This is a genomic window from Finegoldia magna, from assembly GCF_003182075.1.
In the GTDB taxonomy this organism is placed as follows: Bacteria; Bacillota; Clostridia; order Tissierellales; family Peptoniphilaceae; genus Finegoldia; species Finegoldia magna.
On sequence record NZ_QGTH01000002.1, the window covers coordinates 1 to 26,000 of the forward strand.

At 32.4% G+C, this 26,000-nt stretch carries 26 protein-coding genes; 4 read left to right on the forward strand and 22 right to left on the reverse strand.

From position 1 onward, the window contains the following. Nucleotides 1–131: 131 nt before the first annotated feature. The 11 genes from hcp to DES33_RS01225 form a co-directional block, all read right to left on the reverse strand. Nucleotides 132–1,793: a hydroxylamine reductase gene (gene hcp / locus DES33_RS01175; RefSeq protein ID WP_110057878.1), complete on the reverse strand. Its 1,662-nt coding sequence runs from the start codon at nucleotides 1,791–1,793 to the stop codon at nucleotides 132–134. 89 nt (nucleotides 1,794–1,882) lie between these two features. After that, nucleotides 1,883–2,536, reverse strand: coding sequence for a Crp/Fnr family transcriptional regulator (locus DES33_RS01180; protein WP_094224444.1), 654 nt, complete (start codon nucleotides 2,534–2,536; stop codon nucleotides 1,883–1,885). Nucleotides 2,537–2,619: 83 nt separating this feature from the next. After that, the gene (locus DES33_RS01185; RefSeq protein ID WP_094224443.1) at nucleotides 2,620–4,041 is read right to left on the reverse strand and encodes an O-antigen ligase family protein; all 1,422 of its coding nucleotides are present in this window, start codon (nucleotides 4,039–4,041) and stop codon (nucleotides 2,620–2,622) included. A 59-nt stretch (nucleotides 4,042–4,100) separates the two neighbouring features. After that, the gene (locus tag DES33_RS01190; protein ID WP_110057879.1) at nucleotides 4,101–5,042 is read right to left on the reverse strand and encodes a 2-hydroxyacid dehydrogenase family protein; all 942 of its coding nucleotides are present in this window, start codon (nucleotides 5,040–5,042) and stop codon (nucleotides 4,101–4,103) included. Beyond that, nucleotides 5,042–5,833 (reverse strand): PHP domain-containing protein, encoded by a 792-nt coding sequence (locus DES33_RS01195; RefSeq protein WP_110057880.1) that lies wholly within the window; start codon nucleotides 5,831–5,833, stop codon nucleotides 5,042–5,044. Before DES33_RS01195 ends, DES33_RS01190 begins: the two co-directional genes overlap by 1 nt. Nucleotides 5,834–5,884: 51 nt before the next feature. Beyond that, nucleotides 5,885–6,526, reverse strand: a complete 642-nt coding sequence (deoC, locus tag DES33_RS01200) for a deoxyribose-phosphate aldolase (protein ID WP_110057881.1) — start codon at nucleotides 6,524–6,526, stop codon at nucleotides 5,885–5,887. Nucleotide 6,527: 1 nt separating this feature from the next. Then, nucleotides 6,528–7,232 carry a purine-nucleoside phosphorylase gene (deoD, locus tag DES33_RS01205; protein ID WP_002835475.1) on the reverse strand — a complete coding sequence of 235 codons (705 nt, stop codon included), beginning with the start codon at nucleotides 7,230–7,232 and terminating at the stop codon, nucleotides 6,528–6,530. A 155-nt stretch (nucleotides 7,233–7,387) separates the two neighbouring features. Then, nucleotides 7,388–7,927: a ribosome hibernation-promoting factor, HPF/YfiA family gene (gene hpf, locus DES33_RS01210; RefSeq protein ID WP_110057882.1), complete on the reverse strand. Its 540-nt coding sequence runs from the start codon at nucleotides 7,925–7,927 to the stop codon at nucleotides 7,388–7,390. Between the two features lie 151 nt (nucleotides 7,928–8,078). Next, nucleotides 8,079–8,342 (reverse strand): metal-sensing transcriptional repressor, encoded by a 264-nt coding sequence (locus DES33_RS01215; RefSeq protein ID WP_002841343.1) that lies wholly within the window; start codon nucleotides 8,340–8,342, stop codon nucleotides 8,079–8,081. Further along, nucleotides 8,342–8,542, reverse strand: coding sequence for a heavy-metal-associated domain-containing protein (locus DES33_RS01220; protein WP_110057883.1), 201 nt, complete (start codon nucleotides 8,540–8,542; stop codon nucleotides 8,342–8,344). The genes DES33_RS01215 and DES33_RS01220 overlap by 1 nt, the downstream gene beginning before the upstream one ends. Continuing rightward, nucleotides 8,542–10,884: a heavy metal translocating P-type ATPase gene (locus tag DES33_RS01225; protein WP_110057884.1), complete on the reverse strand. Its 2,343-nt coding sequence runs from the start codon at nucleotides 10,882–10,884 to the stop codon at nucleotides 8,542–8,544. Before DES33_RS01225 ends, DES33_RS01220 begins: the two co-directional genes overlap by 1 nt. A gap of 115 nt (nucleotides 10,885–10,999) precedes the next feature. Here DES33_RS01225 and DES33_RS01230 point away from each other — a divergent pair, with 115 nt between their 5' ends. Beyond that, nucleotides 11,000–12,448, forward strand: a complete 1,449-nt coding sequence (locus tag DES33_RS01230; protein ID WP_110057885.1) for a nicotinate phosphoribosyltransferase — start codon at nucleotides 11,000–11,002, stop codon at nucleotides 12,446–12,448. A 79-nt stretch (nucleotides 12,449–12,527) separates the two neighbouring features. Here DES33_RS01230 and DES33_RS01235 read toward each other — a convergent pair whose 3' ends face one another. Beyond that, nucleotides 12,528–13,046 (reverse strand): adenine phosphoribosyltransferase, encoded by a 519-nt coding sequence (locus tag DES33_RS01235; protein WP_094224436.1) that lies wholly within the window; start codon nucleotides 13,044–13,046, stop codon nucleotides 12,528–12,530. 184 nt (nucleotides 13,047–13,230) lie between these two features. On the opposite strand from DES33_RS01235, the gene DES33_RS01240 reads away from it, so the two are divergent. Beyond that, nucleotides 13,231–14,475 (forward strand): hemolysin family protein, encoded by a 1,245-nt coding sequence (locus tag DES33_RS01240; protein WP_110057886.1) that lies wholly within the window; start codon nucleotides 13,231–13,233, stop codon nucleotides 14,473–14,475. Between the two features lie 271 nt (nucleotides 14,476–14,746). On the opposite strand, the gene DES33_RS01245 is transcribed toward DES33_RS01240, so the two are convergent. After that, on the reverse strand, nucleotides 14,747–15,355 hold the full coding sequence (locus tag DES33_RS01245) for a ribonuclease H1 domain-containing protein (RefSeq protein ID WP_110057887.1): 609 nt from the start codon (nucleotides 15,353–15,355) through the stop codon (nucleotides 14,747–14,749). Then, nucleotides 15,348–16,793 carry an alpha-amylase gene (locus DES33_RS01250; protein WP_110057888.1) on the reverse strand — a complete coding sequence of 482 codons (1,446 nt, stop codon included), beginning with the start codon at nucleotides 16,791–16,793 and terminating at the stop codon, nucleotides 15,348–15,350. Before DES33_RS01250 ends, DES33_RS01245 begins: the two co-directional genes overlap by 8 nt. Before the next feature lie 89 nt (nucleotides 16,794–16,882). Here DES33_RS01250 and rlmB point away from each other — a divergent pair, with 89 nt between their 5' ends. Then, on the forward strand, nucleotides 16,883–17,617 hold the full coding sequence (gene rlmB, locus DES33_RS01255; RefSeq protein ID WP_094205355.1) for a 23S rRNA (guanosine(2251)-2'-O)-methyltransferase RlmB: 735 nt from the start codon (nucleotides 16,883–16,885) through the stop codon (nucleotides 17,615–17,617). After that, the gene (locus DES33_RS01260) at nucleotides 17,607–18,140 is read left to right on the forward strand and encodes an NYN domain-containing protein (protein WP_110057918.1); all 534 of its coding nucleotides are present in this window, start codon (nucleotides 17,607–17,609) and stop codon (nucleotides 18,138–18,140) included. The genes rlmB and DES33_RS01260 overlap by 11 nt, the downstream gene beginning before the upstream one ends. 133 nt (nucleotides 18,141–18,273) lie before the next feature. Here DES33_RS01260 and udp read toward each other — a convergent pair whose 3' ends face one another. From udp to DES33_RS01300, 8 genes are all read right to left on the reverse strand, one after another. Continuing rightward, the gene (udp, locus tag DES33_RS01265; protein WP_110057889.1) at nucleotides 18,274–19,047 is read right to left on the reverse strand and encodes a uridine phosphorylase; all 774 of its coding nucleotides are present in this window, start codon (nucleotides 19,045–19,047) and stop codon (nucleotides 18,274–18,276) included. A 57-nt stretch (nucleotides 19,048–19,104) separates the two neighbouring features. Continuing rightward, on the reverse strand, nucleotides 19,105–19,620 hold the full coding sequence (locus DES33_RS01270) for a tryptophan transporter (RefSeq protein WP_094224430.1): 516 nt from the start codon (nucleotides 19,618–19,620) through the stop codon (nucleotides 19,105–19,107). 391 nt (nucleotides 19,621–20,011) lie between these two features. After that, the gene (locus DES33_RS01275; protein ID WP_110057890.1) at nucleotides 20,012–20,464 is read right to left on the reverse strand and encodes an OsmC family protein; all 453 of its coding nucleotides are present in this window, start codon (nucleotides 20,462–20,464) and stop codon (nucleotides 20,012–20,014) included. Further along, nucleotides 20,457–21,632 (reverse strand): cobalamin-independent methionine synthase II family protein, encoded by a 1,176-nt coding sequence (locus DES33_RS01280; protein WP_110057891.1) that lies wholly within the window; start codon nucleotides 21,630–21,632, stop codon nucleotides 20,457–20,459. Before DES33_RS01280 ends, DES33_RS01275 begins: the two co-directional genes overlap by 8 nt. Beyond that, nucleotides 21,622–22,449: a phosphate/phosphite/phosphonate ABC transporter substrate-binding protein gene (locus tag DES33_RS01285; RefSeq protein WP_094205349.1), complete on the reverse strand. Its 828-nt coding sequence runs from the start codon at nucleotides 22,447–22,449 to the stop codon at nucleotides 21,622–21,624. The genes DES33_RS01280 and DES33_RS01285 overlap by 11 nt, the downstream gene beginning before the upstream one ends. 15 nt (nucleotides 22,450–22,464) lie before the next feature. Then, nucleotides 22,465–23,580: an acyl-CoA dehydrogenase family protein gene (locus DES33_RS01290; protein ID WP_110057892.1), complete on the reverse strand. Its 1,116-nt coding sequence runs from the start codon at nucleotides 23,578–23,580 to the stop codon at nucleotides 22,465–22,467. A gap of 34 nt (nucleotides 23,581–23,614) precedes the next feature. Next, nucleotides 23,615–24,736, reverse strand: a complete 1,122-nt coding sequence (locus tag DES33_RS01295) for an acyl-CoA dehydrogenase family protein (protein ID WP_094224426.1) — start codon at nucleotides 24,734–24,736, stop codon at nucleotides 23,615–23,617. Between the two features lie 8 nt (nucleotides 24,737–24,744). Further along, nucleotides 24,745–25,872 (reverse strand): acyl-CoA dehydrogenase family protein, encoded by a 1,128-nt coding sequence (locus tag DES33_RS01300; RefSeq protein ID WP_094224425.1) that lies wholly within the window; start codon nucleotides 25,870–25,872, stop codon nucleotides 24,745–24,747. Nucleotides 25,873–26,000: the final 128 nt, after the last annotated feature.

Below are 26,000 nucleotides of genomic sequence, written 5' to 3' on the forward strand. Positions count from 1 at the left end.
AAATATTCTAGTACTAATTTTATTTTAAATTCTTTTGTGTATTTTGGCATACAAAAACCCCTCCATCCGTATTCCGGATTTTGGGGTTCAGGTTACTGCGGACTCTTAATTTTACAAGCTTTTATAAATTTTTATTTTGTTTTTATTCCAAATTTTTCCATATCTTCATCAACTTCTCCTATTGGAGCAATTCCAAAATTTTCTACCAAAACATTGGCTACATTTGGAGATAGGAATGCAGGAAGAGTTGGTCCAAGATGAATATTTTTAACGCCTAAGCTCAAAAGTGCAAGTAGTACGATTACTGCTTTTTGTTCATACCATGCAATGTTATAGCTAATTGGTAAATCGTTGATATCATCAAGACCAAAAGCTTTTTGTAAAGCTTGTGCTATTACAACTAAAGAATAAGAATCGTTACATTGTCCTGCATCTAAAACTCTTGGAATTCCATTGATATCTCCTAAGTTTAATTTATTGTATCTGTATTTTGCACAACCAGCAGTTAAAATAATTGTGTCATTAGGCAATGCTTTCGCAAAATCTTCGTAATAATTTCTACCTTTTTGTCTTCCATCACAACCTGCCATTACTACAAATTGTTGAATATCTCCATTTTTAACAGCTTCAACAACTTTATCTGCCAAAGCTAACACTTGATTATGTGCAAATCCACCGACTATTTTACCGTTTTCGATTTCTTTTGGAGATTCACATTTTTTTGCAAGTTCGATTATTTCTGAGAAATCTTTGTGACCATTTTCATCTGCTACAATGTGTTTCATTCCAGGATATGCTGCAACGCCAGTTGTGAATACTTTGTCTTTGTAAGAATCTTTTGGTGGAGTTATGCAGTTAGTAGTCATCAAGATTGGACCATTAAATGATTCGAATTCCTTGTCTTGTAACCACCAAGAATTTCCGTAATTTCCCACGAAATTATCGTATTTTTTGAAAGCTGGATAATAATTTGCAGGTAACATTTCACTGTGAGTATACACGTCTACTCCTGTGTTTTGAGTTTGTTCCAAAAGCATTTCCATATCTTTCAAATCATGACCCGAAATTAAAATCGCAGGATTGTTTCTAACTCCTATGTTTACTTCTGAAATTTCTGGATTTCCATATGCAGATGTATTAGCGTTATCCAAAAGAGCCATTGCTGCTGCACCATTAGAACCAGTTTGTAGTGTAAGATCAATCAAATCTTCTACAGATAAACTATCGTCCATTAATTTTCCAAGTGTTTCTTCCATAAAAATGTCGACATTTTCATCGAACTTACCAAGAACATTTGCATGTCTATTGTAGGCTGCCATTCCCTTCAATCCGTAAGTAATAAGTTCTCTAAGACTTCTCTTATCGTCATCCAAAGTATTCAACACGCCTATAATTTGTGATTTTAATTTTAACTCATCATCGTCTTTTTCGTTATACAAAGCTGCCTTTGACAAGTTTTCTTTGTCATCTAAGCCTTCGATTAATTTTTGGTTCAAATCGATAGTTTCTTTTACTTTTTCTAACAAATCTTCGTAGTGGAAGTTTGCATTAGTAATTGTAGTAAACAAATTATTGTTGACATAAGAATGTAAATCAGAGATATCTTTGTTTTCTTTTCTCATTCTAGTTAGGATTTCGCCTAATCCTTTTGTAACCCATACAAGCAAGTCTTCGATGTTTGCTACATCTGATGTTTTACCGCAAACCCCTTTTTTTGTACATGCGATGTTTTTTGCTGTTTCTTGACATTGATAACAAAACATTTCTTCATTTTTTTCAATAGTTTTTTCCATTTTATTTCCCCCTTGATTAAGTCTAACTTATGGTTTAATTATAATTAATTTACAGAATGGGTTTCTGTAACATAAGTTACATTTGTTCATTACAATAAGTTTTCCAATTGTTCTCTGTTTTTAATTTTAATTTTAGATCCGTTTAATTCTATAAGACCACTATCTTCCATGCTCAACAATTCCCTTGATAATGAAGGTCTGGTCGTAGCCATAAAATCTGCCATCTGTTGTCTTGTCATTCCAGTACTTGATACGTCTTTTTTTTCTGTTTGAATTAAAAAAGTTGCGATTTTTTGCCTCAAAGAAAAACTAGACAACAATCTTACCTTGCTATTTAAGAAAAATGCTTTTTCTGCAAGAATCGTTATAAGATTAGTCATAATTTTGTTTTTAATCGGAGTGGAGCTTTCAGATATATCGAAAAAACTTACAGGAATTTCAAGAATTTCGCAATCAGTGTTGCACACTAATGTAAAATCGCTGATTTTATTCAAATATGAATACACCTCAGCCATTACTTCCCCATGATTTTTGAAAATATTCACGACAGTGTTTTTCCCATTAATATCCGTCTTTTCAAGACTGAGCTTTCCGCTTTTCAAAACGTAGATTTTATTGCAAATATCTCCAGGCGAAAAAACATACGAATTTTTGTTGTATTTGTTTATTATCGAATTTGATTCAATAAGAAATTGTTTAAATTCTTCTTCTGTAAAATTTTTAAAAAGTTTTGAATTTATCATTTAATCACCATTATTTTTATACCCAATAATTTTATATGTACACTAAAAAACGCACCAGAATTTTCATTCTAATGCGTTTGGTTTTAAGCATATGGTAAATATTTTTTGTCGTCTGAATTGTAGAATGTAGCCATGCCATATCCTATACAGAAAAATAATGATGCCAGGTCATAAGCTGATCCACTGACTAATATCATAAATGCATTCCCAATTATAAATATTAATAATTCTCCAGTTATTTTTTTAGTTTTAATTTGCTTAATAACTCTAATAAATAACAACATAATACATAAAATAATTGGAGTAGCTAATAAAAATCCCAAATCAGCAAACATTTCTAAAGCAAAATTATGCGGATAAATTCCATACTTCATATTAAATCCAAAAGATCCTAGTCCTTTAAATGGTCTATTCTTCGCTTCGGCAAAAGCTAATTTATACAAACTTACTCTATCTCTTATATCTAATTTTTTTCCATCTTTAGAAACAAGCTCTTTTTCTACCCATTTATGATTATTTATTGGCTTCGGATCACTAACTAATTCATTTATATCTTCAGTTGTTAGTATACCCGTTTCTGAAGTTTTTATCTTTCCTTCTTCAATACTTTCAGTTATGACATCAAATCTGCCTTCACTAACTTTTGGAATTCCATAATTTATTTTTGGCAGTTCTATACTAGGAATTTTAATATTTCCAAATACAAACACACACATTACTAAATATATAGCAAATAAAATTTTAGGTTTCTTAGCCCATTTTTTATCTTTTATAAGCAAAATAATTAATATTATATAAAAAATTAATGAACCTAAAATCGCCCCTCTAGTTGTAGCAATTTGTATCATATACCATAAGAAAAACGCCATAATAATTCTAAAACCTGGATGAACATTGATTTTTTTATTAAAAATACTATATTCTATACTTACAAAACCATCTCTGTAAATATTTAATAATATTGCAAACATCATAGGCATCCAAGCATAAGACAACGACATATAGCTCATTGCTCCTAAATTTCTAGTCCAATAAACATCTTTCATATCTAATGAAATCTTAAAATAGCATATCATTGCTGGAATTGTTATAATAGATAATTTTTCCATCCAATAAAAGAAGTTTTTTTCCAAAGAACGCTTATTAATGTAATGACCTATTAAAAATGCGGGTATACTGAAAATTATAAATCTCTGCAAATATTGGATAATTTTTGTATTTATCCCCCATAATGCAAAAGCATAGACATATATTAATAACCAAATAAATATAGGTGTGTAATTTTTAAGCTTTTCTTTTACAAAAAATTCTTCCTTATACATATAAAATAAAACCCAAAGAAAATAACAAACATTTACTAAGATAAAAATTATTTTCCTGATTTTGCTATCAGCTCCACCTAATCCTAGTGGATATAATGTCATATTAATTAATCCATCTAAAATAAATGGAAGAGGTAAAAACCATAGTTTTTTTAAATTAATTGTTCTTTCTGTGTCAGTCATAAATTCCCCTTTTCATTTTTTTACTAAATTAGTATACCATAATTAAACGCGATAATAAACTAATTTACTTTATTTTTAGGGATTTCTCCGTTTTTAAATTGCATAATATTGTCAAAAGTAAATTCTCCCATTTGAACACGTGCAAGTTTAGTAGCATTTCCCAAATGAGGCGCCAATAAAATATTCTTAGCATTTCTCAAATCTTCTGAAATTTTGGGTTCAAATTCGTACACATCCAATGCACAACCAGCAATTTTCTCATCATTTAATGCATTTATCAAATCTTGTTCGCTTATAACTTTGCCACGAGATGCGTTGATTAGAAAAGCAGTTTTTTTCATTTTTGAGAATGCTTTTGCATCTATTAAGTGATGTAATTTTTCGCTATAAGCTGTGTGTAAAGTTATTACGTCACTGTTTTCAAGTAAATAATCTAACTCTACTTGCTTTGCCCCATCAACTTCCCTTTTGCTTCGATTGTAGAATATAACATCCATATCGAAAGCTTTGGCTTTTCTCATAACTTCAGTTCCAATTCTTCCAAGTCCAATTATTCCCAAAGTTTTCCCTTCCAATGTTTCTCCCAGACCATACACAGGCTTCCATCCTTCGAATGAATCGTCGTAGCAATCAGAATTCATTTTTGTAATATTTCTGAGTAGATCTATCATCAAACCAAAAGTCAATTCTGCAGTTGATTTTGTCGATGCAGATGCAGGTGCGTTTGTGACAATTATTCCTTTTTCTTTTGCGTAATCAATGTCAACATTGTCAAAACCAGCGCCGTAATTTGCAATTATTTTCAAATTTTTAGCTGCATCGATAATTTCTGAATCAATTTTTTCACTCAAAGGGCACACTAATCCTTCGACATCTTTTATTCTGGTTTTCAATTCTTCCTTCGACAAAAAGTCCAAACTATCGTGATAATCTACTTCAAAATTCTCTTCATATTTTTTTTTAATTTCTTCAGGGATTCTATTAGTAATCAAAACTTTCATTACATATCCTCCATTTTTATTGTAGTCATTTTTCTATTTTCAAACATCGCCAAATACTTTGCATCCACACTTTTTAATAATTTGAAAGCATCATCAAAGTGATATCTGTAATAATTTTCATAATGCGCATCGCTACCAACTGAGAATAATTTGCCCTTCATTTTTACATATTTTTTGAGCGCAAATGTGTAATATTCTAAGTTGTCGTATTGATACACGCTTCTTGTGTTAAGCTCCAATGCTTTTTCATCATTAATAAGTTCTGCGAAAACTTTTGTCAAAAATTCATCCACAATATCCATATTTTTAGATTCCAATTTATTAAGTCTTAATGCGTAATCAATGTGTGTTAACACGTCAAAATCTTTGAAATTATTCACAGCTTCCAGCATTTTTTCAAAATAATTTGTAAGAAACTCTCTTTGAGAATAATCTTCTGGCTTTGGATTCATAAAATCTTTGCCTCCATATTGATGAACTGATAGAAGTTGAATGTCATAATCTCTGCTGTTCACAGTGTTTTTGATTTTCTCTAAGTTTTCTGTTGTGTATCCAATTTCTATTCCTTTTAAGATTTTTTGTGAACTTTTTTGGTTGTGTTCTTCAATCACTTTTACGTATTTGCCATAATCAATGTCCACATCCTCAACTCTACCATCATTATAGGTAAATCCATAATCCAAGTGTTCGGTTGTGATAATGTCACCTTTTACAAGTTTCAAATAATTTTCAAATTTTTCTTTACTATCGAATGAAAATTCCGTATGACAATGTTGATCTCTATAATACATATAACTCCTTAAATGAACGAAAAGATGCTAAATAACTAGCATCTTTTACAATTATCCTTCTACTATTTTAATACCGCTTGATGCTCCGATTCTATCTGCTCCATTTTCTATCATAGATAAAGCTTCTTCTCTAGAATGAATTCCACCACTTGCTTTTACCATAGCTTTGTCTCCAACAGTATCTTTCATCAATTTGACATCTTCTACTTTTGCTCCTCCTGTTGAAAAACCTGTAGAAGTCTTCACGAAATCAGTGCCGCACTTCACGGAGATTTCACAAGCTTTTTTCTTTTCTTCATCAGTTAATAAACAAGTTTCGATAATTACTTTCAAAACTTTTCCTTTTGTAGCATCTCTTACAGCTTGGATATCTTTTTCAACATAATCATAATCTTGTTCTTTTAATTTGCCGATATTGATAACCATGTCGATTTCATCTGCACCATCTTCGATTGCTGTCTTTGCTTCAAAAGCTTTTGATTTGATACTCATAGCACCAAGTGGAAATCCCACAACAGTGCACACCAAAACGCTTGAATTTTCCAAAGACTTTTTAACCAAAGATGTGTAACAAGAATTTACGCACACGCTTTTAAAATCGTATTTAACTGCTTCATCGCAGATTTTTTTGATGTCAGCTGATGTTGCATCTGCTTTTAATAAAGTGTGGTCGATATATTTATTTAATTCCATATTATTCACCTAATTCCAATGCTATTTCCATCATTTTTGTAAATGATGTTTGTCTTTCTTCAGGAGTAGTTTGCTTATCTGAATGGAATGAGTCAGAAATTGTCAAAATAGTCAAAGCTCTTGCGTTGTTTGCTTTTGCTGTCAAATACAATCCGTAGCTTTCCATTTCAACTGCTAACACGCCCATTTTTTCCCATTTTTTCCATTCTTCAGATTTTTGGTTGTAGAAAATATCTGCTGAGAATACATTTCCAACGTGAACGTCGATGTTTTTTTCTTCTGCAACATTTACTGCTTTTCTCAACAAATCATAATCACAAATCGCTGAAAAAGTTCCTTCCAAATCGAATTGGTGAGCAAAGTTGGAATCTGAACAACTTCCCATTGCTATTACGACATCGTACAAATCAAGGTCTTTGCTGTAAGCTCCTGCTGAACCAATTCTAATTAGATTTTCTACTCCGTATTCGTTGATAAGTTCGTAAGAATAAATTCCTATAGATGGAATTCCCATTCCAGTTCCCATAACAGAAATTTCTTTTCCTTTGTATTTTCCAGTGTATCCGAACATATTTCTAACTGCGTTGAATTGTTTTACATCTTCCAAGAAATTATCTGCAATAAATTTCGCTCTCAATGGATCTCCTGGCAATAAAACTGTTTTTGCGATATCTCCTTTTTTCGCTTCGATATGTGGTGTTGACATAATTACCTCCTAATAATTTACAATGACAACATCAAAAATTTTTCTGATATATTTTTGATTGCATTTTTTCTTAAACTGATTTTAACATTATTTCCACTTAAATAAGAGAGAAATCCTGTTTCTCTCTTATTATATCATCAATTTGAACATTTTTGCTATTTTTCAAATCCTGGAACTAATAATCCGTAGTTGCCATCTTTTCTTTTGTAAACAACATTTACATTATTAGTTTTTGAATCCAAGAACACGAAGAAATCATGATCGATTAATTCCATTTGCATGATAGCTTCTTCCTTGTCCATTGGTTTGATTCCAAATTCTTTTGTCTTAACGATTGCACCTGTTGGGATTTCTTTGTCGTTGTTTTCTTCAACAGCTTCAAATCTTATTGAATTACTTTCTGTAAATCTCTTTTGTAATTTTGTTTTGTGTTTTCTTATTTGTCTTGCTAACGCGTCTTCAACTCTGTCGATAGCTGTTTTAATATCTTCGTTGGATTCTTCCGCTCTTAAAACAACTCCTTTATCTAAAATCATAGTGACTTCAACTCTCGCTTTATCTTTTTCTTTTTTGAATACTACACGAGCTTGTTGTTCATCATGGAAATATTTATCTAACTTGTGTAATTTAGATTCTGCCATTTGTTTCAAATCATCAGTCAATTTGATATCTTTTGTTACATAATTAAGTTTCATAAAATTCCTCCTGTTTATGAATTAAGAAATAATTTCTTATTTTCTTATTCTATATATACCCAATTTACATTTTTGCAAACGATACTAATCACTAAATCAAAAAAACAAAAAACTTCCCCTTACAAATTTTCATTTGCTGGGGAAGTCTTCGTTATTTGATATATTTGTCAATAATGTTGATTACTTCTTCGATTTTTTCATCTGCATTATCATTTTCTATTGCATGTTTAACGCATGTTCTCATGTGTCCGTTTAAAATGTCGATGTTCGCTTTTTTCAATTGACCAATACAACTCAAAATCTGAGTGGAAATATCCACACAATATCTGTCCTCTTCAATCATATTTACAATCGCATCGAGTTGTCCACGAACAGTTTTGATTTTTTTGAGGGCTTTTTGTTTGTGTTCTGTCATTATTTCACAGTAGCCTCAAATCCTATTTCATCAATAGCTTTGATGATGTCATCTTCATGAAAATCGCCTTCAACTACAGCTTTTTTGTCTTCTAATGAAACATTTACATTTGTAACTCCATCGACTGATTTACAAGCCTTTGTAACTGATTCTACGCAATGATTGCACACCATATCCAATACTTCAAATTCTTTTTTCATTATTTTTCCTCCTTAAAATTTTTAATTCTTAACGAATTTGTAACTACGGTTACCGAACTGAACGCCATTGCAGCACCTGCTATCATTGGATTCAAAAATCCAAATGCAGCAATCGGAATACCAACAACATTGTAGAAAAACGCCCAGAACAAATTCTGTTTTATTGTTTTTATTACTTTGTGACTTAATCTAATAGCAGTATTAACTTTATTTAAATCGCCATTTATAATTGTGATGTCACTCGCCTCAATCGCAACATCAGTACCAGTTCCAATAGAAAATCCAACATCACTTGTTGCAAGTGCTGGAGCATCGTTTATTCCATCTCCAACCATTCCTACTTTTTTGCCTTGATTTTTCAAATCCAACACTTTATCTGATTTGTCTTTTGGCAAACATTCTGCTATTACATGGTCGATGTTAGCTTTTTCTGCTATATGTTTTGCAGTATTTTCGCTATCACCAGTTATCATATATACATCGATATTATCGTCCTTCAATTTTGCAACAGCTGTTGGTGAGGATTCTTTTATTTTATCTGCAATCAAAATATATCCGTAAAATTCATCGTTCTTTCCAACAAGAACAACTGTATTTCCTTGAGATTGATATTTTTGAATATCTACATTGACATTAATATTATTATCTCTCATCAATTTTTCATTGCCAATATAGTAATTGTCATTATTTATTGTAGCTGAAAGTCCTTTACCAGTAATCGAATCGAAATTTTCAACTTTATAGAACTCCGAACTATTTTTTTCATATTCTTTAACCACAGCATCTGCAAGTGGGTGCTCTGAATTTTTTTCAATTGAGGATACAATTTTTAAGAAGTCTGTATCTTTTGATTGGTAATCTACAACTTCTGGTTTACCATTTGTTATTGTTCCTGTTTTATCCAAAATAACTGCATCGATTTTGTTTGCAGTTTCTAAAACTTCAGCACTTTTTATTAGAATTCCAAGCTCTGCGCCTTTGCCGCTTCCTACCATAATAGCTGTAGGAGTTGCAAGTCCCAATGAACAAGGGCACGCTATTACAAGAACTGAAACTGAATTTAACAACGCTCTGTCGAATTGTTTTGTCACAAAATAAGTGATGGCGAATGTAATCACAGCGATTACAATAACAATGGGTACAAAAACAGATGAAATCTTGTCTGCTAGTCTTTGAATTGGCGCTTTGTTGGATTGTGCATCTTCCACTAATTTCACGATTTGACTTAGAACTGTATCTTCGCCAATTTTTTTCGCTTCAAACACAAATGATCCATTTTTATTAATCGTAGAACCAATACATTCATCTCCAACTTGTTTTTGTACAGGCATCGATTCTCCGGTAATCATAGATTCATCAATCGATGAGCTTCCTTCAATTATAATTCCATCAACAGCGATTTTCTCTCCTGGTTTTACAAGAATTTTATCTCCAACCATTACATCTTCAATATCAGTTTCGATAGTTTTACCATTTTTTATTACGTTTGCTTTTTTCGCTTGAAGTCCCATTAATTTACTTATAGCATCAGTAGTTCTAGTCTTCGCTCTTTTTTCGAAAACTTTTCCGAGTAAAATCAAAGTGATAACAACAGCAGACGATTCAAAATACAATTGGTCAGATCCTATTAATACATGATAAATCGAGTAGAAGTAGGCAGCACTTGTTCCCAATGCTATTAGAACATCCATGTTTGCTCCTCCACCTCTTAATGATTTGTATGCATTCACATAATATCTTCTTCCGATGTAGAATTGAACCACAGTTGCCAACGCCCATTGAAAATATCCGTTATTTAAAATCGTGTGAACTCCTGCCATGTGAAAAAACATCGCTGAAAATAAAGGAATTGAAAAAATCGCAGAAATTATAAAATCACGTTTCAATTTTTCGTATTCAGTTATATTTTTTTCGTTAGCTATTTTATTGTCTGTTTTTATTTCTGCAGAATATCCTGCTTTGTCGACTAATCTTTTTACTTCAGAATTGGTCTTGTATCCCTCATAAAAACTAACCGTAAGTGAGTTTTGCAACAAATTTACGTTAACATCCTTGAAATTATTTTTGTTCAAAACTTTTTCAATTCTAGATGCACATGACTGACAACTCATTCCTTCGATATCAAACTTCGATGTCTTCACCGGAACATCATATCCCGCTTTTTTTATTTTCCCTACGATAGTTTCTATATCGTATCCTTCTTTTAATTTCAAATATGCGTATTCTTGAAGCAAGTTCACGTTAACTGTGTCTATATATTCGTATTTACTTAATACTTTTTCTATTCTAGCCGCACATGATTCACAGCTCATGCCTTGTATTTTTAATTTTATTTCTTCCATTTTTCTCCTTTCTATCCCCCCTACTGGTGGTATGGTTATTATATAATATTTAAAATACTTTGTCAAACATTTGAATTTGGATTATAATAATCATAATAAAATATGGAGGCAGATTATGGATTGGAAAAATTATGAAAATTTAAGCATGTTATCTGATTTCTACGAATTTACAATGATGGATGGATATTTGGAAAACAATATGGAAGATGAATATGCTTATTTTGATTTGTATTTTAGAAGAATTCCAGACAACGGAGGATTTGTTATCGTTGCGGGATTAGAAGAGGTAGTTAAATATATTCAAAATTTGAAGTTTGACGAAAAAGACATCGAATATTTCAAGAGCAAGAATATGTTCAGCGAAAAATTCTTAGATTATCTTAGAAATTTCAAATTTGAATGTGATGTATGGGCAATGCCTGAAGGTTCAGTTGCATTTCCTAACGAACCTTTGATGATAGTTCGTGGACCTGCTCCACAAGCGCAATTGATAGAAACTTTCGCACTTTTATCAATCAATCATCAATCATTGATTGCAACTAAAACGAATAGAATTGTTCATGCAGCTGAAGGAAGAGTTGTTATGGAATTTGGCGCAAGACGTGCGCAAGGTGTGGATGCTACAGTTCTAGGTGCAAGAGCAGCTTTCATAGGTGGTGCTACTGCTACAAGCAATACTTTAACAGATATCACTTACGATGTTCCTGCTTTTGGTACAATGGCTCACTCATGGATTATGATGTTTGATTCAGAATACGAAGCTTTCAAAAAATACGCCGAAATTTTCCCAAATTCTTGCTCACTTTTAGTGGACACTTATAACGTTTTAAAATCCGGTGTTCCAAATGCGATAAAAGTTTTTGACGAAGTTTTGAAACCTCGTGGAATTAAGAATATGTCCATCAGAATTGACAGTGGTGACCTTGCTTATTTATCAAAACAAGCCCGTAAAATGTTGGATGATGCTGGATATGAAAACTGTCAAATCATGGCAAGTAATTCACTTGATGAATACACAATTTCTGATTTGATTGAACAAGGAGCAAAACTAGATGGATTTGGCGTTGGCGAAAGATTAATAACTGCAAAATCAGATCCAGTTTTAGGCGGCGTGTACAAATTATGTGCGGTTGAAAAACCTAACGGAGAAATCATTCCTAAAATTAAAATCAGTGAAAATATCGAAAAAATCACAACTCCTGCATTCAAAACAGTTTACAGAATTTACGACAAGAATAGCGGCAAAGCAGAAGCTGATTTGATAACTCTTCACGATGAAAAAATCGACGAATCAAAGGATTTGGAAATCTTCCACCCTATTCACACTTGGAAGAGAAAAACATTAACCAACTTCACAACAAAAGAATTGTTGGTTAGAGTGTTTGACAAGGGAGAATTGGTGTACGACCTTCCAACATTAGATAAAATAATCGAAAGAAAAAATGAACAAATTGCTGAACAATGGGAAGAAGTAAAAAGATTTGAACATCCTCATTTGTTCCACGTCGATTTGTCACAAAAATTGTGGGATATAAAATACAATTTATTAATGCAAAGCAAATAGTAAATTTAGCACAACCATAAAATTTTGGTTGTGCTTTTTTTGCAATTAAAAATCCACATGCATGACATGTGGATAAGATTTAGATATCGTATTGTACTAAAGTATTGATGTAATAATTTTTGTTAACATCTCTTCCGCCAAGTTCAGTGAGTTCAATCAAAAATTCCATAGCAGTGATTTCGCCACCGTTTTTTTCAACTAACTTAGCTACTGCATTTACAGTTCCACCTGTTGCCAATAAGTCGTCAACTATAGCAACTTTGTCGCCTTCATGAATCGCGTCTCTGTGTACTTCTAATTTGTCGGTACCATATTCCAAATCATAAGAATACTCTGACACTTCTCCAGGAAGTTTTCCAGGTTTTCTAACAGGAACAAATCTAACTCCAAGCGCATATGCTACAGCTGATCCGAACAAGAATCCTCTAGCTTCTGGAGCTGCTATCACAGTTATCCCTTTGTCTTTTAAATCTTCTACCATAAGGTCTACTGCGTGTTTATAGGCTTCTTTGTCGTTTAACAATGTAGTAATATCTTTGAATGAAATTCCTTCTTTTGGAAATCCGTCTATAACTCTAATTTTCTCTTTTAAATCCATTTTCATCACCGTTTCTTTTTTACTGTATTATCTACATCTATAGTATACCATATTGAGGGATTTGTTTGTTGTTAAATTATTTTTAGTTTTCTAAATCGTTATGTTTTTTATTTAAAAATTTTGTCAAAATATTTTATTTACAACTATATTTATATATGTTACGATATGTTTGGAGAGTGATGTAATGGACAGTTCGAGTGTCTCGCAAATAATTGCGTTAGTGTTCTTGGTTGCAATGTCCGCCGTATTTTCATCAAGTGAAACGGCGATAACATCTGTAAGCAAAATAAAAGTTCGACAATTAGACCAAAAGGATAACAAAAATGCACATTTACTGAAGAAACTGCACGATAATATGCAAACTACCATATCTACTATTTTAATTGGTAACAACATTGTAAATATCGCAGCGAGTTCTATAGCTACAATTTTATTCACAAATATTTTTCATCAAAACGGAGCTTTGATATCTACAGTTGTAATGACTGTATTTGTATTGATTTTTGGTGAAGTTATACCGAAAACAATTGCACAATATAAAAACAAATCCGTAGCGCTGAAATTTTCTAGATTCATTTATTTTTTGACGATAATTTTTAAACCAATTGTAAAAGTATTGAACATCTTAACTCGTTTGGTAATCAAGCTTTTCATTGGAGAAGACGAAGATAGTTCGACACTTACCGAAGAAGAACTAAAAACTTTGGTGGAAGTTAGTGAAGAAGAAGGCGTACTGAAAAATCAAGAAACTGAAATCATGATAAATGCACTGGAGTTAAAGGAAACTCTAGCAGTTGATATTATGACTCCAAGAACTAGCATGGCATCAGTTGATATTGAAGATGCAGAAAATGATTTAAAGGAAATTATCAAAAATATTACTTATTCTAGAATTCCTGTTTACGAGGACAATATTGACGATATTATAGGCGTTCTTCACATAAAAGAATTAGCGCACAAAATCATCGAAGATGACCGAGATTTTAAAGTCAGAGATATCCTAAAACCAGCATTTTATGCTTATGAATACATTCCAGTAGTGGATTTGTTCAAACAAATGAGAACTAAAAATATTTCCATCAGTATAATTATCGATGAGTACGGTGGAACTAGTGGAATTGTAACGATGGAAGATATTTTGGAAGAACTTGTCGGAGAAATCGACGATGAATACGACCACGAAAAAGAAGTAACTAAACTTAGCGACAACGAATATTTAGTCGATCCTGAAATGAGAATTGATGAAGTAAACGAAAGATTTGACCTTGACATTCAAAGCGACAAATTCGATTCAATCGGAGGATTTGTAATAGAATTATTGGACAGAATGCCTAAATCAAAAGATGAGGTTGAATTTGAAAACTTGAAATTCGTCGTAGTCAATGTTGATAAAAGAAAAATTACACAACTAATGATAATATTCAAATAATTTGCTCTCACGATATTCGTGAGAGTTTTTTTTGTGGGAAAAGTTCCAAATATAATAGCATAAACAAAAAGTAGAAAATCATTTTTGCACGAACATCTGACTACATAAATTAGTGATTTCAAAATCTCGAACTACTAAAATCCAAAACTCGAGCAAGGCTCTCAAACAGTTGGATTTTATAACGTAGTTCTTCGATGAGAAATCACAACAATTTATTCCGTATGATGTCCTTAGCAAAAATGTAATCTACTTTAATTTTTTTAATACTTTATTATTTCCCTATTCCCAACGCCTCTTTTGCCAATTCATCAGCCATATCGTTATAAGTATCGTTGGAGTGACCTTTAACTTTTACAAAATTAATATCGATTTGAGGCTTTATTTCGTCGATAAATTTCTTGTAGCTTTTGGTTAAATTATTGTTTGTTTTCCAGTCGCCATTAGCCCAACTTTCAATCCCTTGATAATCATAAAAAATCGTGATTTTGTTCATTTTAAGTTCGACTGCTTTTTTAATTGCAAATACCGACCCACTTACTTCTCCCGATACATTTCTATGCGTTGAGAATTCTGATTTAGGAAATTTTTGATTGAATTTGTCGATTTTACTATTGTGAAACAACACACAACCAAAACTATATTCTCCCGTATCTTTTTTGAATGATCCATCTACATAAGCCACACACTCATTTTCATTTAAGTTATCAATGGACGCTACTTTTTTATTATCTTCGCCATTTATAAAATTATCTGCCTCTTCTTTTGTCTTAAAAGATTTGAAAATCGCTCCCTTAAAACCATTTACTTGTTGTTGGCACTCTGACCAACTATTGTATATCCCAGGATTTCTCCCAATTTTTACTGCATAAAATTTACCCATTACATACCCACACGCTCAAAGTTCCAGCTCCCACTTCAAAATCTCCGAATCCTTGATCATCGATTACAATTTCATTAGAATTTGTTCCAGTGATTTCCGTATACTTTTTACCTGCATTTTCCTTTCCTACATTCATTCTCAAAGTGTTGATGTCACCCGTGCTGATTACAACAGCCATTGGATTGTGAAAATCATCGCCGTGTCTAATCCAACCTATCAAATTTTCATTTTCCATGTAATCTGTCTGTTCTCCAAATGCGTAGTGTTTTCTGATGTACATCAAATTATCTATAATATCCTTTTGCCCTTCGATATTAAATTCTCCACCTATTTTACAATAATCGCCGTAAAATATGCAAGGATATCCGTCTTTTCTTAGTAGAATCAAACCATACGCTATCTTTTTAAACCAAGGCTCTACAAATGACTCCAACGATTGACCAGGTTCGCTGTCGTGATTATCCACGAATGTAACCGCAATGGTTGGATGTTCTTGAACCAAAGTATTGTCGAAAATTTTTCTCATATCAAATTTATCGCCCATTTTTGATGCAGAATACATATTAAAATGAAGTGCCACATCAAACAAATCCACATCGTATTTCGTATCGTACAAATAATGATTAGTGTTGTCCTTATCTTGTAACCAATATTCACCGAAAAAATAAAAATCGCGATTAACAACATTTTGTATATGTTTGGTGAAATCAATTATAAATTCATCGTCAATGTGTTTAAGCGCGTCGTATCTGAAGCCGTCCACATTAACATAATTCACAAACCATTCTCCCCATCTAAAAAGCTCATCTTTAACATCATGATTTTTGTGGTCAATATCTGCAAACATCAAATAATCGAAATTTCCTTTTTCGTTGGAAACATTCTTGCTAAACCCTTTGTTTTCTCCAGCGACTTCAAAAATTGCTTTCTTTTGTTGTTTATTATCAAAATCAACTCCATTAAAATGTTGGAAATGCCACACAAACTCAGAATATTTTCCATTCCTACCTTTAAAATCAAATCCAGTCCATGCTTCAATATCATAAGCATCAGTAATTCTTTTCGTCCTGTCGTTAGGATCCACTTCGTAAGCCTTAAAAGTTTCTGAGAAATCAGCTCCAGCTTTGTGATTTAAAACTACATCTGCATACACTTTTATATCATTTTCGTGCAAAACTTCGATTAATTTTTTCAATTGTTCTACAGTTCCATATTTCGTGCGCACAGATCCTTTCTGATCAAATTCTCCCAAATCGTACAAATCATACACACCATAACCAACATCATTAGTTCCTGTTGCTTTAAACATTGGAGCAAGCCACAACGCATCAATACCTTTTTCTTTTAAATTCTTCGCTTCTTTTGTCAAATTTTTATAATAATTTCCATCGTCTGGTAAGTACCACTCAAAAGCCTGCATCATTATTTCGTTTCCCATTTGTTCCTCCTATTAATTGTAAGAAATTGCTTTATATTGTATAATCTAATAAGATTATAACATTAAAATGATAAGAATAAGGAGAATAAATGCAATATTTAGTCGGTAGAAATCCTGTTATGGAAGCTTTGGAAATGGATATGGGAGTAACCAATCTATACATACAAAAAGGCGAATTAAAAGGATTTATTAAAAAAATAGAAAAAAAAGCTTACGATATGGGAATTAAAATCGAATACGTCGATAAAAAATACATCGAAAAATTCGCAGAAAACACTGCTCACCAAGGTGTTATGGCAAAAATGCCAAGTTTCGGATATTCAAGCGTTGATGAAATGATAATTTACGCCAAGAAAAGAAATGAAGATCCCTTTTTGATAATTTTGGACGAAATAACAGATCCTCACAATTTGGGATCCATCATTAGAACTGCAGAAGTTGCAGGATGCCACGGTGTTATAATTCCAAAACACCGAGCTTGTGAAGTAAATGCAACTGCAATCAAAACAAGTGCAGGAGCTGTTTTCAATATCAAAATCGCACGTGTAACCAACATAACCACGACAATTAATTATTTAAAAGAACATAACATTTGGATTTACGGGGCTTGTGGCGAAGCTTCACAAACTCACACACAAGCTAACTTGAAAGGACCTATCGGCCTTGTAATTGGAAATGAAGGCAAAGGAATTTCGAGATTAGTCAGAGAAAATTGTGATCAGTTAATTAAAATCCCTATGTATGGAAAAACAGAATCACTCAACGCATCAAATGCTGCGAGCATTCTAATTTATGAAGTCATACGCCAAAGGTATGAAAAATAAACAAATTTATCTTTATGTCGATGGTTATAATATAATAAATGCATGGCCTAATTTGTACAAATTATCAAACGATGTGGACTTGGATAGCGCTCGTGAAGAGCTCATTGATATAATGAAAGAGTATCAAAATCTAAGCGGAGAACAAGTTTATGTAGTTTTTGATGCTTATCTTGTAAAAGGTGGAATGAGCATAGAAGAAAAGCGTGATAATTTGACGGTGATTTACACAAAAGAACACGAATCTGCAGACCGATACATTGAGAGAAAAGTCAACGATATGAAAAAGCACGACAAAATGTATGTGGCAAGCAACGATGGAATGATTCAACGAATTATTTTATCGCGTGGAGGAATTAGAATTAGTGCCAATGAACTTTGGAAAAATTATCTAACTTTAAAAGAAAACCTCAGAAGATCTAAGCTAAGGAAAAGAAAACAATCTACTGAAAATATTGTTACTATAGATGATGAAATTTATCAACAATTAGAAAAACTTCAAGATGAAATAAAAAAACAAAACTAGGTTATGTGACCTAGTTTTGTTTTTTAACATAAGGAGATACCCATTTAATGGATAAAATGAAAACGTTATTAACTGTTTTTATTATATCATCCTACATATAATTTGTCAAAATTTAAAATTAAATTTCTAACATTTATTCTTGTTTATCTTTCTCTATCAAGTTTTTTATTGCTTCAATTGCAACTTTAATGGCTACATCAGTATCATGACACACAGGATTGTCTAAGTGTTTTTTCTCACGTTCTTGGTTCGCTACAACCAAAAAACAAGATCCACATTTTACTCGAAGGTAATTTGCAACTACAAAAAGAGCTGCCGATTCCATCTCACTTGCCAATGTGCCAAGCCTTTTCCAAGCTTCCCATTTGTTTAATAAATCGTATGACACAGGCATTTTTTCTGGCTCGTGTTGTCCATAGAAGCTGTCTTTGCATTGAACAACTCCAACGTGGTAATTGTGCCCCAAATCTTTTGAAGCTTTTACCAACGAATTTGTCACATCTAAGTTTGCAACTGCAGGAAATTCTATCGGAGCGTATTCTTTACTCGTCCCTTCTGCTCTTATAGCAGAATTTGCTATAACCACATCAGAACTTTTGACATCTTCTTGAATTCCTCCACAAGTTCCAACTCTTATAAAAGTATCTGCACCTGCTTTGACAAGTTCTTCCATCGCAATTGCTGCAGATGCACCTCCGATTCCAGTGCTAGTTACGGAAACTTTTTCTCCATTTATAGTTCCAGTGTATGTTACATATTCTCTATGATCTGCTACTAATTTTGCATTGTCAAAATACTTTGCAATTTTTTCGCATCTTTTTGGATCTCCTGGAAGGATTACATACTTCCCTACATCTCCATTTTTAATATTCAAATGATATTGAACGCCTTCTTCTGCGTATTTCATAAAATCACCTCTTTTTTATCTATATTACTAGTATATACTAATTTTAAATAAATAGCATTATTGAGCGTTGATTTTGACGTAATTTGTGCGATAAATTATTTTTTTGAAGAAAATTCCTACAATTGTACTCAAAACTGAAGTTGGTAAACACACTGCAACAAACATTGAAGGTAGTAGATTTGAAAAGTTTTCTGTACCCATTCCCATTGGAATTGCAAGAGATAAAAACACAAATCCACTTATCAAAGTTCCAATCGCAAATATCAAATTAGATTTTCTGCTATTTTTTCCCATTAATTTAAACAAATAAAACACTATAATTCCTGAAACTAATTTATCAATTATGTTTGGAAGCTGTCCCATTGGGAAACTTGTTGTAAAAGCTGCAATTGTCCCTGCAAACAAACTCAACACAAAAGCTTCTTTTACATTATCCATAAATAATATTGCTAAAAACATCATTACTAATAAAAAATCTGGCTTTACTCCCATAACCAACGCAGGTGTAACGTAATGAAGCAATAATCCTACACTTAAAAATATCGAACTTACTGTTAATTTTTTTGAATCCATAATATCTTCCTTTCTTTTTCTTAAAATTTTTCTCTTCTAAAATCATTTCATAAGTTCATTTCATTACACTCACCTGCCTTTATAATAAAAAAACACCTGTTCCCCAAAAGGAACAAGTGTCAAAACTCGCGTTACCATCCTAATTTATGTGCAAAAATGCACACATCTCCTTCAGATACTTCCATATCCTATCCCTGTAAAGTGAGAATCACTTTTTGAACTACTATTTTTCATTCAAAATTCAGATAACCCCATTCATATAAACTTCCCTTAGAAATTCACACCAACCATTTCCTCTCTTGAAGTTTCATTTATACTACTATCTTATCTATTGAATTTAATATTTTTAAATATTTTCTAATATTATATCACAAATAAAATAATTTACAAGTTATAAAACAGTTTTAAAATTAACATTTACCAAATCTTTTATAGAATTGTAAATCAAAGTTCTATCCAAAACTTCATCCAAAAACTCTTGTAATTCTTCTCCTTCATAAAATGAGAAGAAATAAATGTCAATATTGATTTTATTAATAATACTCTTATTTTCAAAACCAATAACATTCAACAAATACATTGGATTATCTATATCCAAGTTAACCTTAGCTTCGATATCTTGCAATATAGCATTTCTTTTCTTAGCAACCTTCGTCATCGTCAAAATCAATTCCGAAACAATAGAACTCACGAAAAAATCAATAGATGTGAATTCTTCTTTTTCTGAATCGAAAGAAATAGATGAGTCTACAGGAATACACGATTTTTCATTGTAAACTTTGACCAAATCATCGGATACAATAGCTCTGAAACTTTTTTGGAATGAATTTATATCATCATTCATATTCTTTCCTCAATTTATCTCTAGCATCAATCATTGATTGTAGTTTTTCTCTAATGTGGTCATACTCATTTACTGGTCTGTTGGAGAATGTCGCAAATCCACAGTCCGGATTTAACCACAATTTATCCTTGTCGATAAACGTAAGGGCTTCCTTGGCTCTTTTATAAATTCCATCTGTGTCTTCCTTGTCATCCAATCTTGGATTGAGCACTCCTAGACCCAAAATCACTTTGTTGTTAATTCTTTCATCTGCCAATAGTGCTTTTAATTCTCCTGCTCTTGGAGTAGAAAATTCTAACGCTAACAAATCAGCATTGATATCAGCAAATAAATCCAAAAGTGGAGTGTATGGTCCTGTCAATAAAATACTTTCGTTCTTGCTCCAGTTACCACGGCATACGTGTAGTGAAAAGATAGATTTATCCCTATCGACACTATCCATTACGCTTTTAATCAAATGTGTGGCAAACTTCAATTCTTCAGTTGGATCTTTTCTAGTTGACAAAGATGCACACATGAAAGTTCTTGGCCTTCCTTCAGTGAACACTATTTCTGTAAGAACAGGTTCATCGAATTGAATAACATCTACGCCGATTTCTTGAAGATTTTCGATTTCTTTTTTGTAAATTTCAATTACATCTTCACCCAAATCTTCTTTGCTGTCGTAGTATTTTGAGCTTACATTTGCAAGCCACATACTTCTTGTAACCAAGTATGGTCCAGGCATAGTTATCTTAACAGGTTTATCAGTCAAAGATTTCAAAAGCTTTAATTCTTCTGAAACAATATCTCCTTTGTATTCCAATTTTCCCGTACAAATAGCATTCTTAATGGATGTAGCTGGAACATCCAATGTTGTCAAAATATTTTCAAATTCTCTTTTATCATCGACATAATCTAGCATTTCTGCCATGCTCATTTGAGTTACTCCACCAAGCTTTTCAGAAATAAAAGAAACGTAATTATCTCTTTCAATTTCTCCACTTGTGATTACATCAATGTCCAAATCTTCTTGTAATTGTACAACTTCCTTGGTCTTATCGTATACCATTTGTTCGTAGTCAGAAAGGCTAATCATATTAGCCTTTAACATCCTACGAGCTTTCAAAATTTCATTTCCTCTTGGCATAGATCCTATCAAAGAGGTATTGAATAATTTATTGTTCACTATTGAATTCCTTTAAGAAATTTCCTAAATATTCATTAGCTTCAGTAATTTGTTTGAAACCATCTCTTCTGCCAGGAATCCATTCTTTAAGTCCTTCAAGATCCATGATTTCTTTTTCTTTTTCGTTGTTGTAATCCATCTTGAACATAATGTCATCAAATGCTTTGATATCTTCATCAGAAACTTCAGGATTGAATGTAAATATACAATGGTCAAAGTTATCAGTTTTATCTAAAACTTCAACTTCGTTTTTGTCTAGTGTACCATCACTAATCCAAGCATCATAATTTGTACTTAAGCAGAATGATGCATCAACTTCTCCATTAACCATAGCGATCATGCTGTCTTTTTCTCCACCAACGTGATCTCCATGTAAGCCAACACCGATATCAAATCTTTTTTCAGTGTAATCTTTACCATATTCTAAACCATTTTGGTGTAAATAGTTTATAGGAATAAGTCTTGCTTGTGGAGAGTCTATAGCCCCAAATCCTATTGTTTTGCCCTTTAAATCAGAAACTTTTTCAAAATTTCCCTTTTTAACTACTAGATAAGTCTTCTTATCTCTATCAGTATCTCTCATACATCCGATCTTATCTTTTCCGTCAGATCTCAAGTGAGCGTCTAAATGTGCTAATGGGGAATTCCATGCTCCATCAATTTCTCCATTCATTAAAGCATCTACTTGTAGTTTGTAGTCTTTGAAGAATACTCCTTCGATTTCTGCTCCATTTTCCTTGAAAAATTCTTCAATCATTTCCCATATTACTGAAACTCTTGGGGCGTAAATAACTGCACCTATTTTTAATTTTTTCATTTAATTCCTCCTATTTTATTTACTTGATAAAGACTGTCCTAACATAACATGCAACACATCTAAAGATGGTGCCATAATTTGTCCAGCGTAAGCATCTCTCATCAACTTTTCAATTTCAGTCTTTCTATTGTAACTAATTCCTCCACCCACTCTCATTGCAAGAGTTGAGGATTCCATCGCATGTTCAATTGCAATAACTCTGGAAGCTATGATTTTTTGTAAAGCATCTTCATCATTTCTATCTAATGCTTCGGCTGCATCTTCTGCTAATGTTCTTGAACTTTGTGCTTTCGAGTAGATCTTGGACAAATACATTTGAACAATTTCTATATCTGCTAAACATCTTCCATCTGGATACTTTCTATTTTTTGCATGATTTGTTGTGATTTTTGATAATCTAATATTTAAGCCAGAATATACGCTAGCTAGACCTAATAGAAAAAACTTAGTAACTATTTTCGAAACTTCAGGACCTTCTCCTTCCACTCCTAATCTATTCATGTCTGTTAACTTAACATCTTCGAGTTTCATTGGACATGAAACATTTCCTCTCATTCCAACTCCATCCCAATATTTCATATTGAAACTCAATCCTTCAGATTCCAAAGGAACTGTCCAATAAGTAGTCTTACCTTCAAAATCACATGATTTACTCAAGAACAAATAATAACTAGCAAACGTAGCAGTAGTTACCATTGACTTTGTTCCGTTAAATACAAAATAATTTTCATCTTTTATGCAAGTTGTTTCTGGATTACCAAAGTGAGTTCCTGTTCCAAATTCAGAATTAGCCAATGCCAAATACTTATTGTGATTGACTACATCATCCACAACTTTTTCATACAAATCTTTTTGTCCACATTTAATTACAGCATTCAATGCTACATTATGCATCATATAACATAATGCAGCTGACGGATTATACTCAGCAAAAGCCATAATTACTTTTTGGTGTTCCTTCGCTCCTTTGTCAAGTCCATCCATTTCTTCCGGAACCAAAAGTTTTAAAAAACCTTCTTCTGCCATTTTTTCAAATGCTTCTTTTGGAAATGAACAATCCACGTCTGAATTTTTCCCAGCCGTTTCTAAATAATTTTTCGCAAACTCTTTTGCTTGTTTGTAAATATCCATAATTTCTACCTTTTTATTGACATTTGTGTCCTATTTACTTGTTTTCTGTCGCTAAAATACCACCTAACATTACATGGAGAACATCCAATGATGGTGCCATAATTTGTCCAGCGTAAGCATCTCTCATCAACTTTTCTATTTCAGTCTTCTTATTATAAGTGATTCCGCCGCCAACTCTCATTGCAAGTGTAGCTGAGTTCATTGAATTTTCAATTGAAGTCACTCTTGCTGCTATAATTTTTTTAAGCATATCTTCGCTATTATTAACTATAGCTTCTGCTGCATCTTCTGATAGTGTTCTTGCACTTTGTGCCATTGAATATATCTTAGACAAATACATTTGAACAATTTCAATATCTGCTAAGCATTTTCCATTTGGATATTTTCTACTTGTAGCGTATTTATTAGTAATGTTTGATATTCTAATATTTAAACCAGCATATACACTAGCAAGTCCAAGTAAAAACATCTTTGTTACAACACTTGCGACTTCATCTGCTCCGCCTTCTTCTCCTAATCTGTAATCAGATGTCAACTTAACATTGTCAAATTTCATTGGACAAGAAACATTTCCTCTCATTCCAACTCCATCCCAATATTCCATATTGAAACTCAAACCTTCAGATTCCAATGGAACAACCCAATATGTCGTTTTACCTTCAAATTCAGCTGATTTACTGTTATATTGATAATAACTTGCATAAGTTGCACTTGTTACCATTGATTTAGTACCCTTGAACACATAGTCATCTCCATTTTTAGTACAGGTCATTTCTGGATTACCAAAATGTGTTCCACTACCAAATTCTGAATCAGCCAACGCCATAAACTTATTATTTTCAACGACATCTTTTACTATTTTATCAATTAAAGTTTTTTGACCATAATCCAACACTCCACTGATTCCAACATTATGCATCATATAGCATAATGCTGCAGATGGATTGTATTCAGCAAATGCCATTGTAACTTCTTGATGTTCTTTTGCTCCTTTGCCAAGTCCGCCCATTTCTTCAGGAATCAAAAGTTTTAAAAATCCTTCTTCTCCCATTTTTTCAAATGCTTCTTTTGGGAAAGTGCAATCCTTATCAGATTTTTTTCCTTCTTCTTCTAAATATTTTTTTGCAAATTCTTTTGCTTGTTCGTAAATACTCATTAAATCTCCTATAATAGTGGTTGACCTGTGATAGCTTTACCTAACCAAACGTTAAGAACGTCTAGTGATGGAGCCATAATTTGTCCAGCGTAAGCATCTCTCATTAATCTTTGGATTTCAGATGCGCAGTTGTAAGTCTTACCTCCACCTACTCTCATTGCAAGTGTTGAAGACTCAATTGCATTTTCGATAGCAGCAACTCTTGCTGCGATAATCTTGCAAACTGCATCTTCTTCACCATCAACTAAAGATCTAGCTGCTAATTCTGTAAGAGCTTTTGCACTCATACCATTAGCATAAATCTTAGCTAAGTGAACTTGAACTGTTTCAATGTTAGCTAAACATTGTCCTGAAGGGTATTTTCTCTTTAATGCGTAATCATTAGTAACTTTTGACAATCTTAAGTTCAATCCAGTGTATACACTAGCTAAACCTAAAATGAAATATGGGGCAACTACGTTAAATACTTGGTCAACACCTGAACCTTCTTCGCCGATTCTGTTAACTTCGTCTAATTTAACATCATTCATAGTCATTGGACATGAAACATTACCTTTCATACCAATACCTTTCCAATGACTCATCTTGAATTCTAATCCTTCTGATTCTAATGGAATTAACCAGTTGTTGATGTCTCCTTCTTTTTCAGTTGATGGAGTCAAAATTAAGTAGTAGCTTGCATGAGTTGCACTTGTTACCATTGACTTAGTTCCGTTGAATACGAATTTTCCACCGTCTTTAGTAACTTTGATTTCTGGAATGTAGAAGTGAGTACCAGTTCCAAATTCAGAATATGCTAATGCCATGAATTTGTTGTTTTCAACAATGTCTTTAACAACTTTTTTCTTTAATTCTTCGTTACCATTAGTAAGAACTGTCATTAAAGCTACGTTGTGCATCATGTAGCAAAGACCAGCAGTTGGGTTGCTTTCAGCGAATGCTAAAACAGCTTGTTGGTGTTCAACAGCAGTCTTTCCTAAACCACCCATTTCTTCTGGAATAAGTAATTTGAAGTAACCAGCTTTTCCCATTTCTTCAAATGATTCTACAGGAAATCTACCTTCTTCATCTGATCTCTTTGCATATGGTTCGACATGTTCCAATGCAAATTTTCTTGATTCTTCGTAAAAATTCATAAAACCCTCCTAAATTTTATATTTCATTTATATGATATCACTAATTCTCTAATAAAACCAGAAATATTGTTAAAAATTCTTCATTTATTGAAACTTTCTATAAATCCTACCAATTTCATTCTAATTTT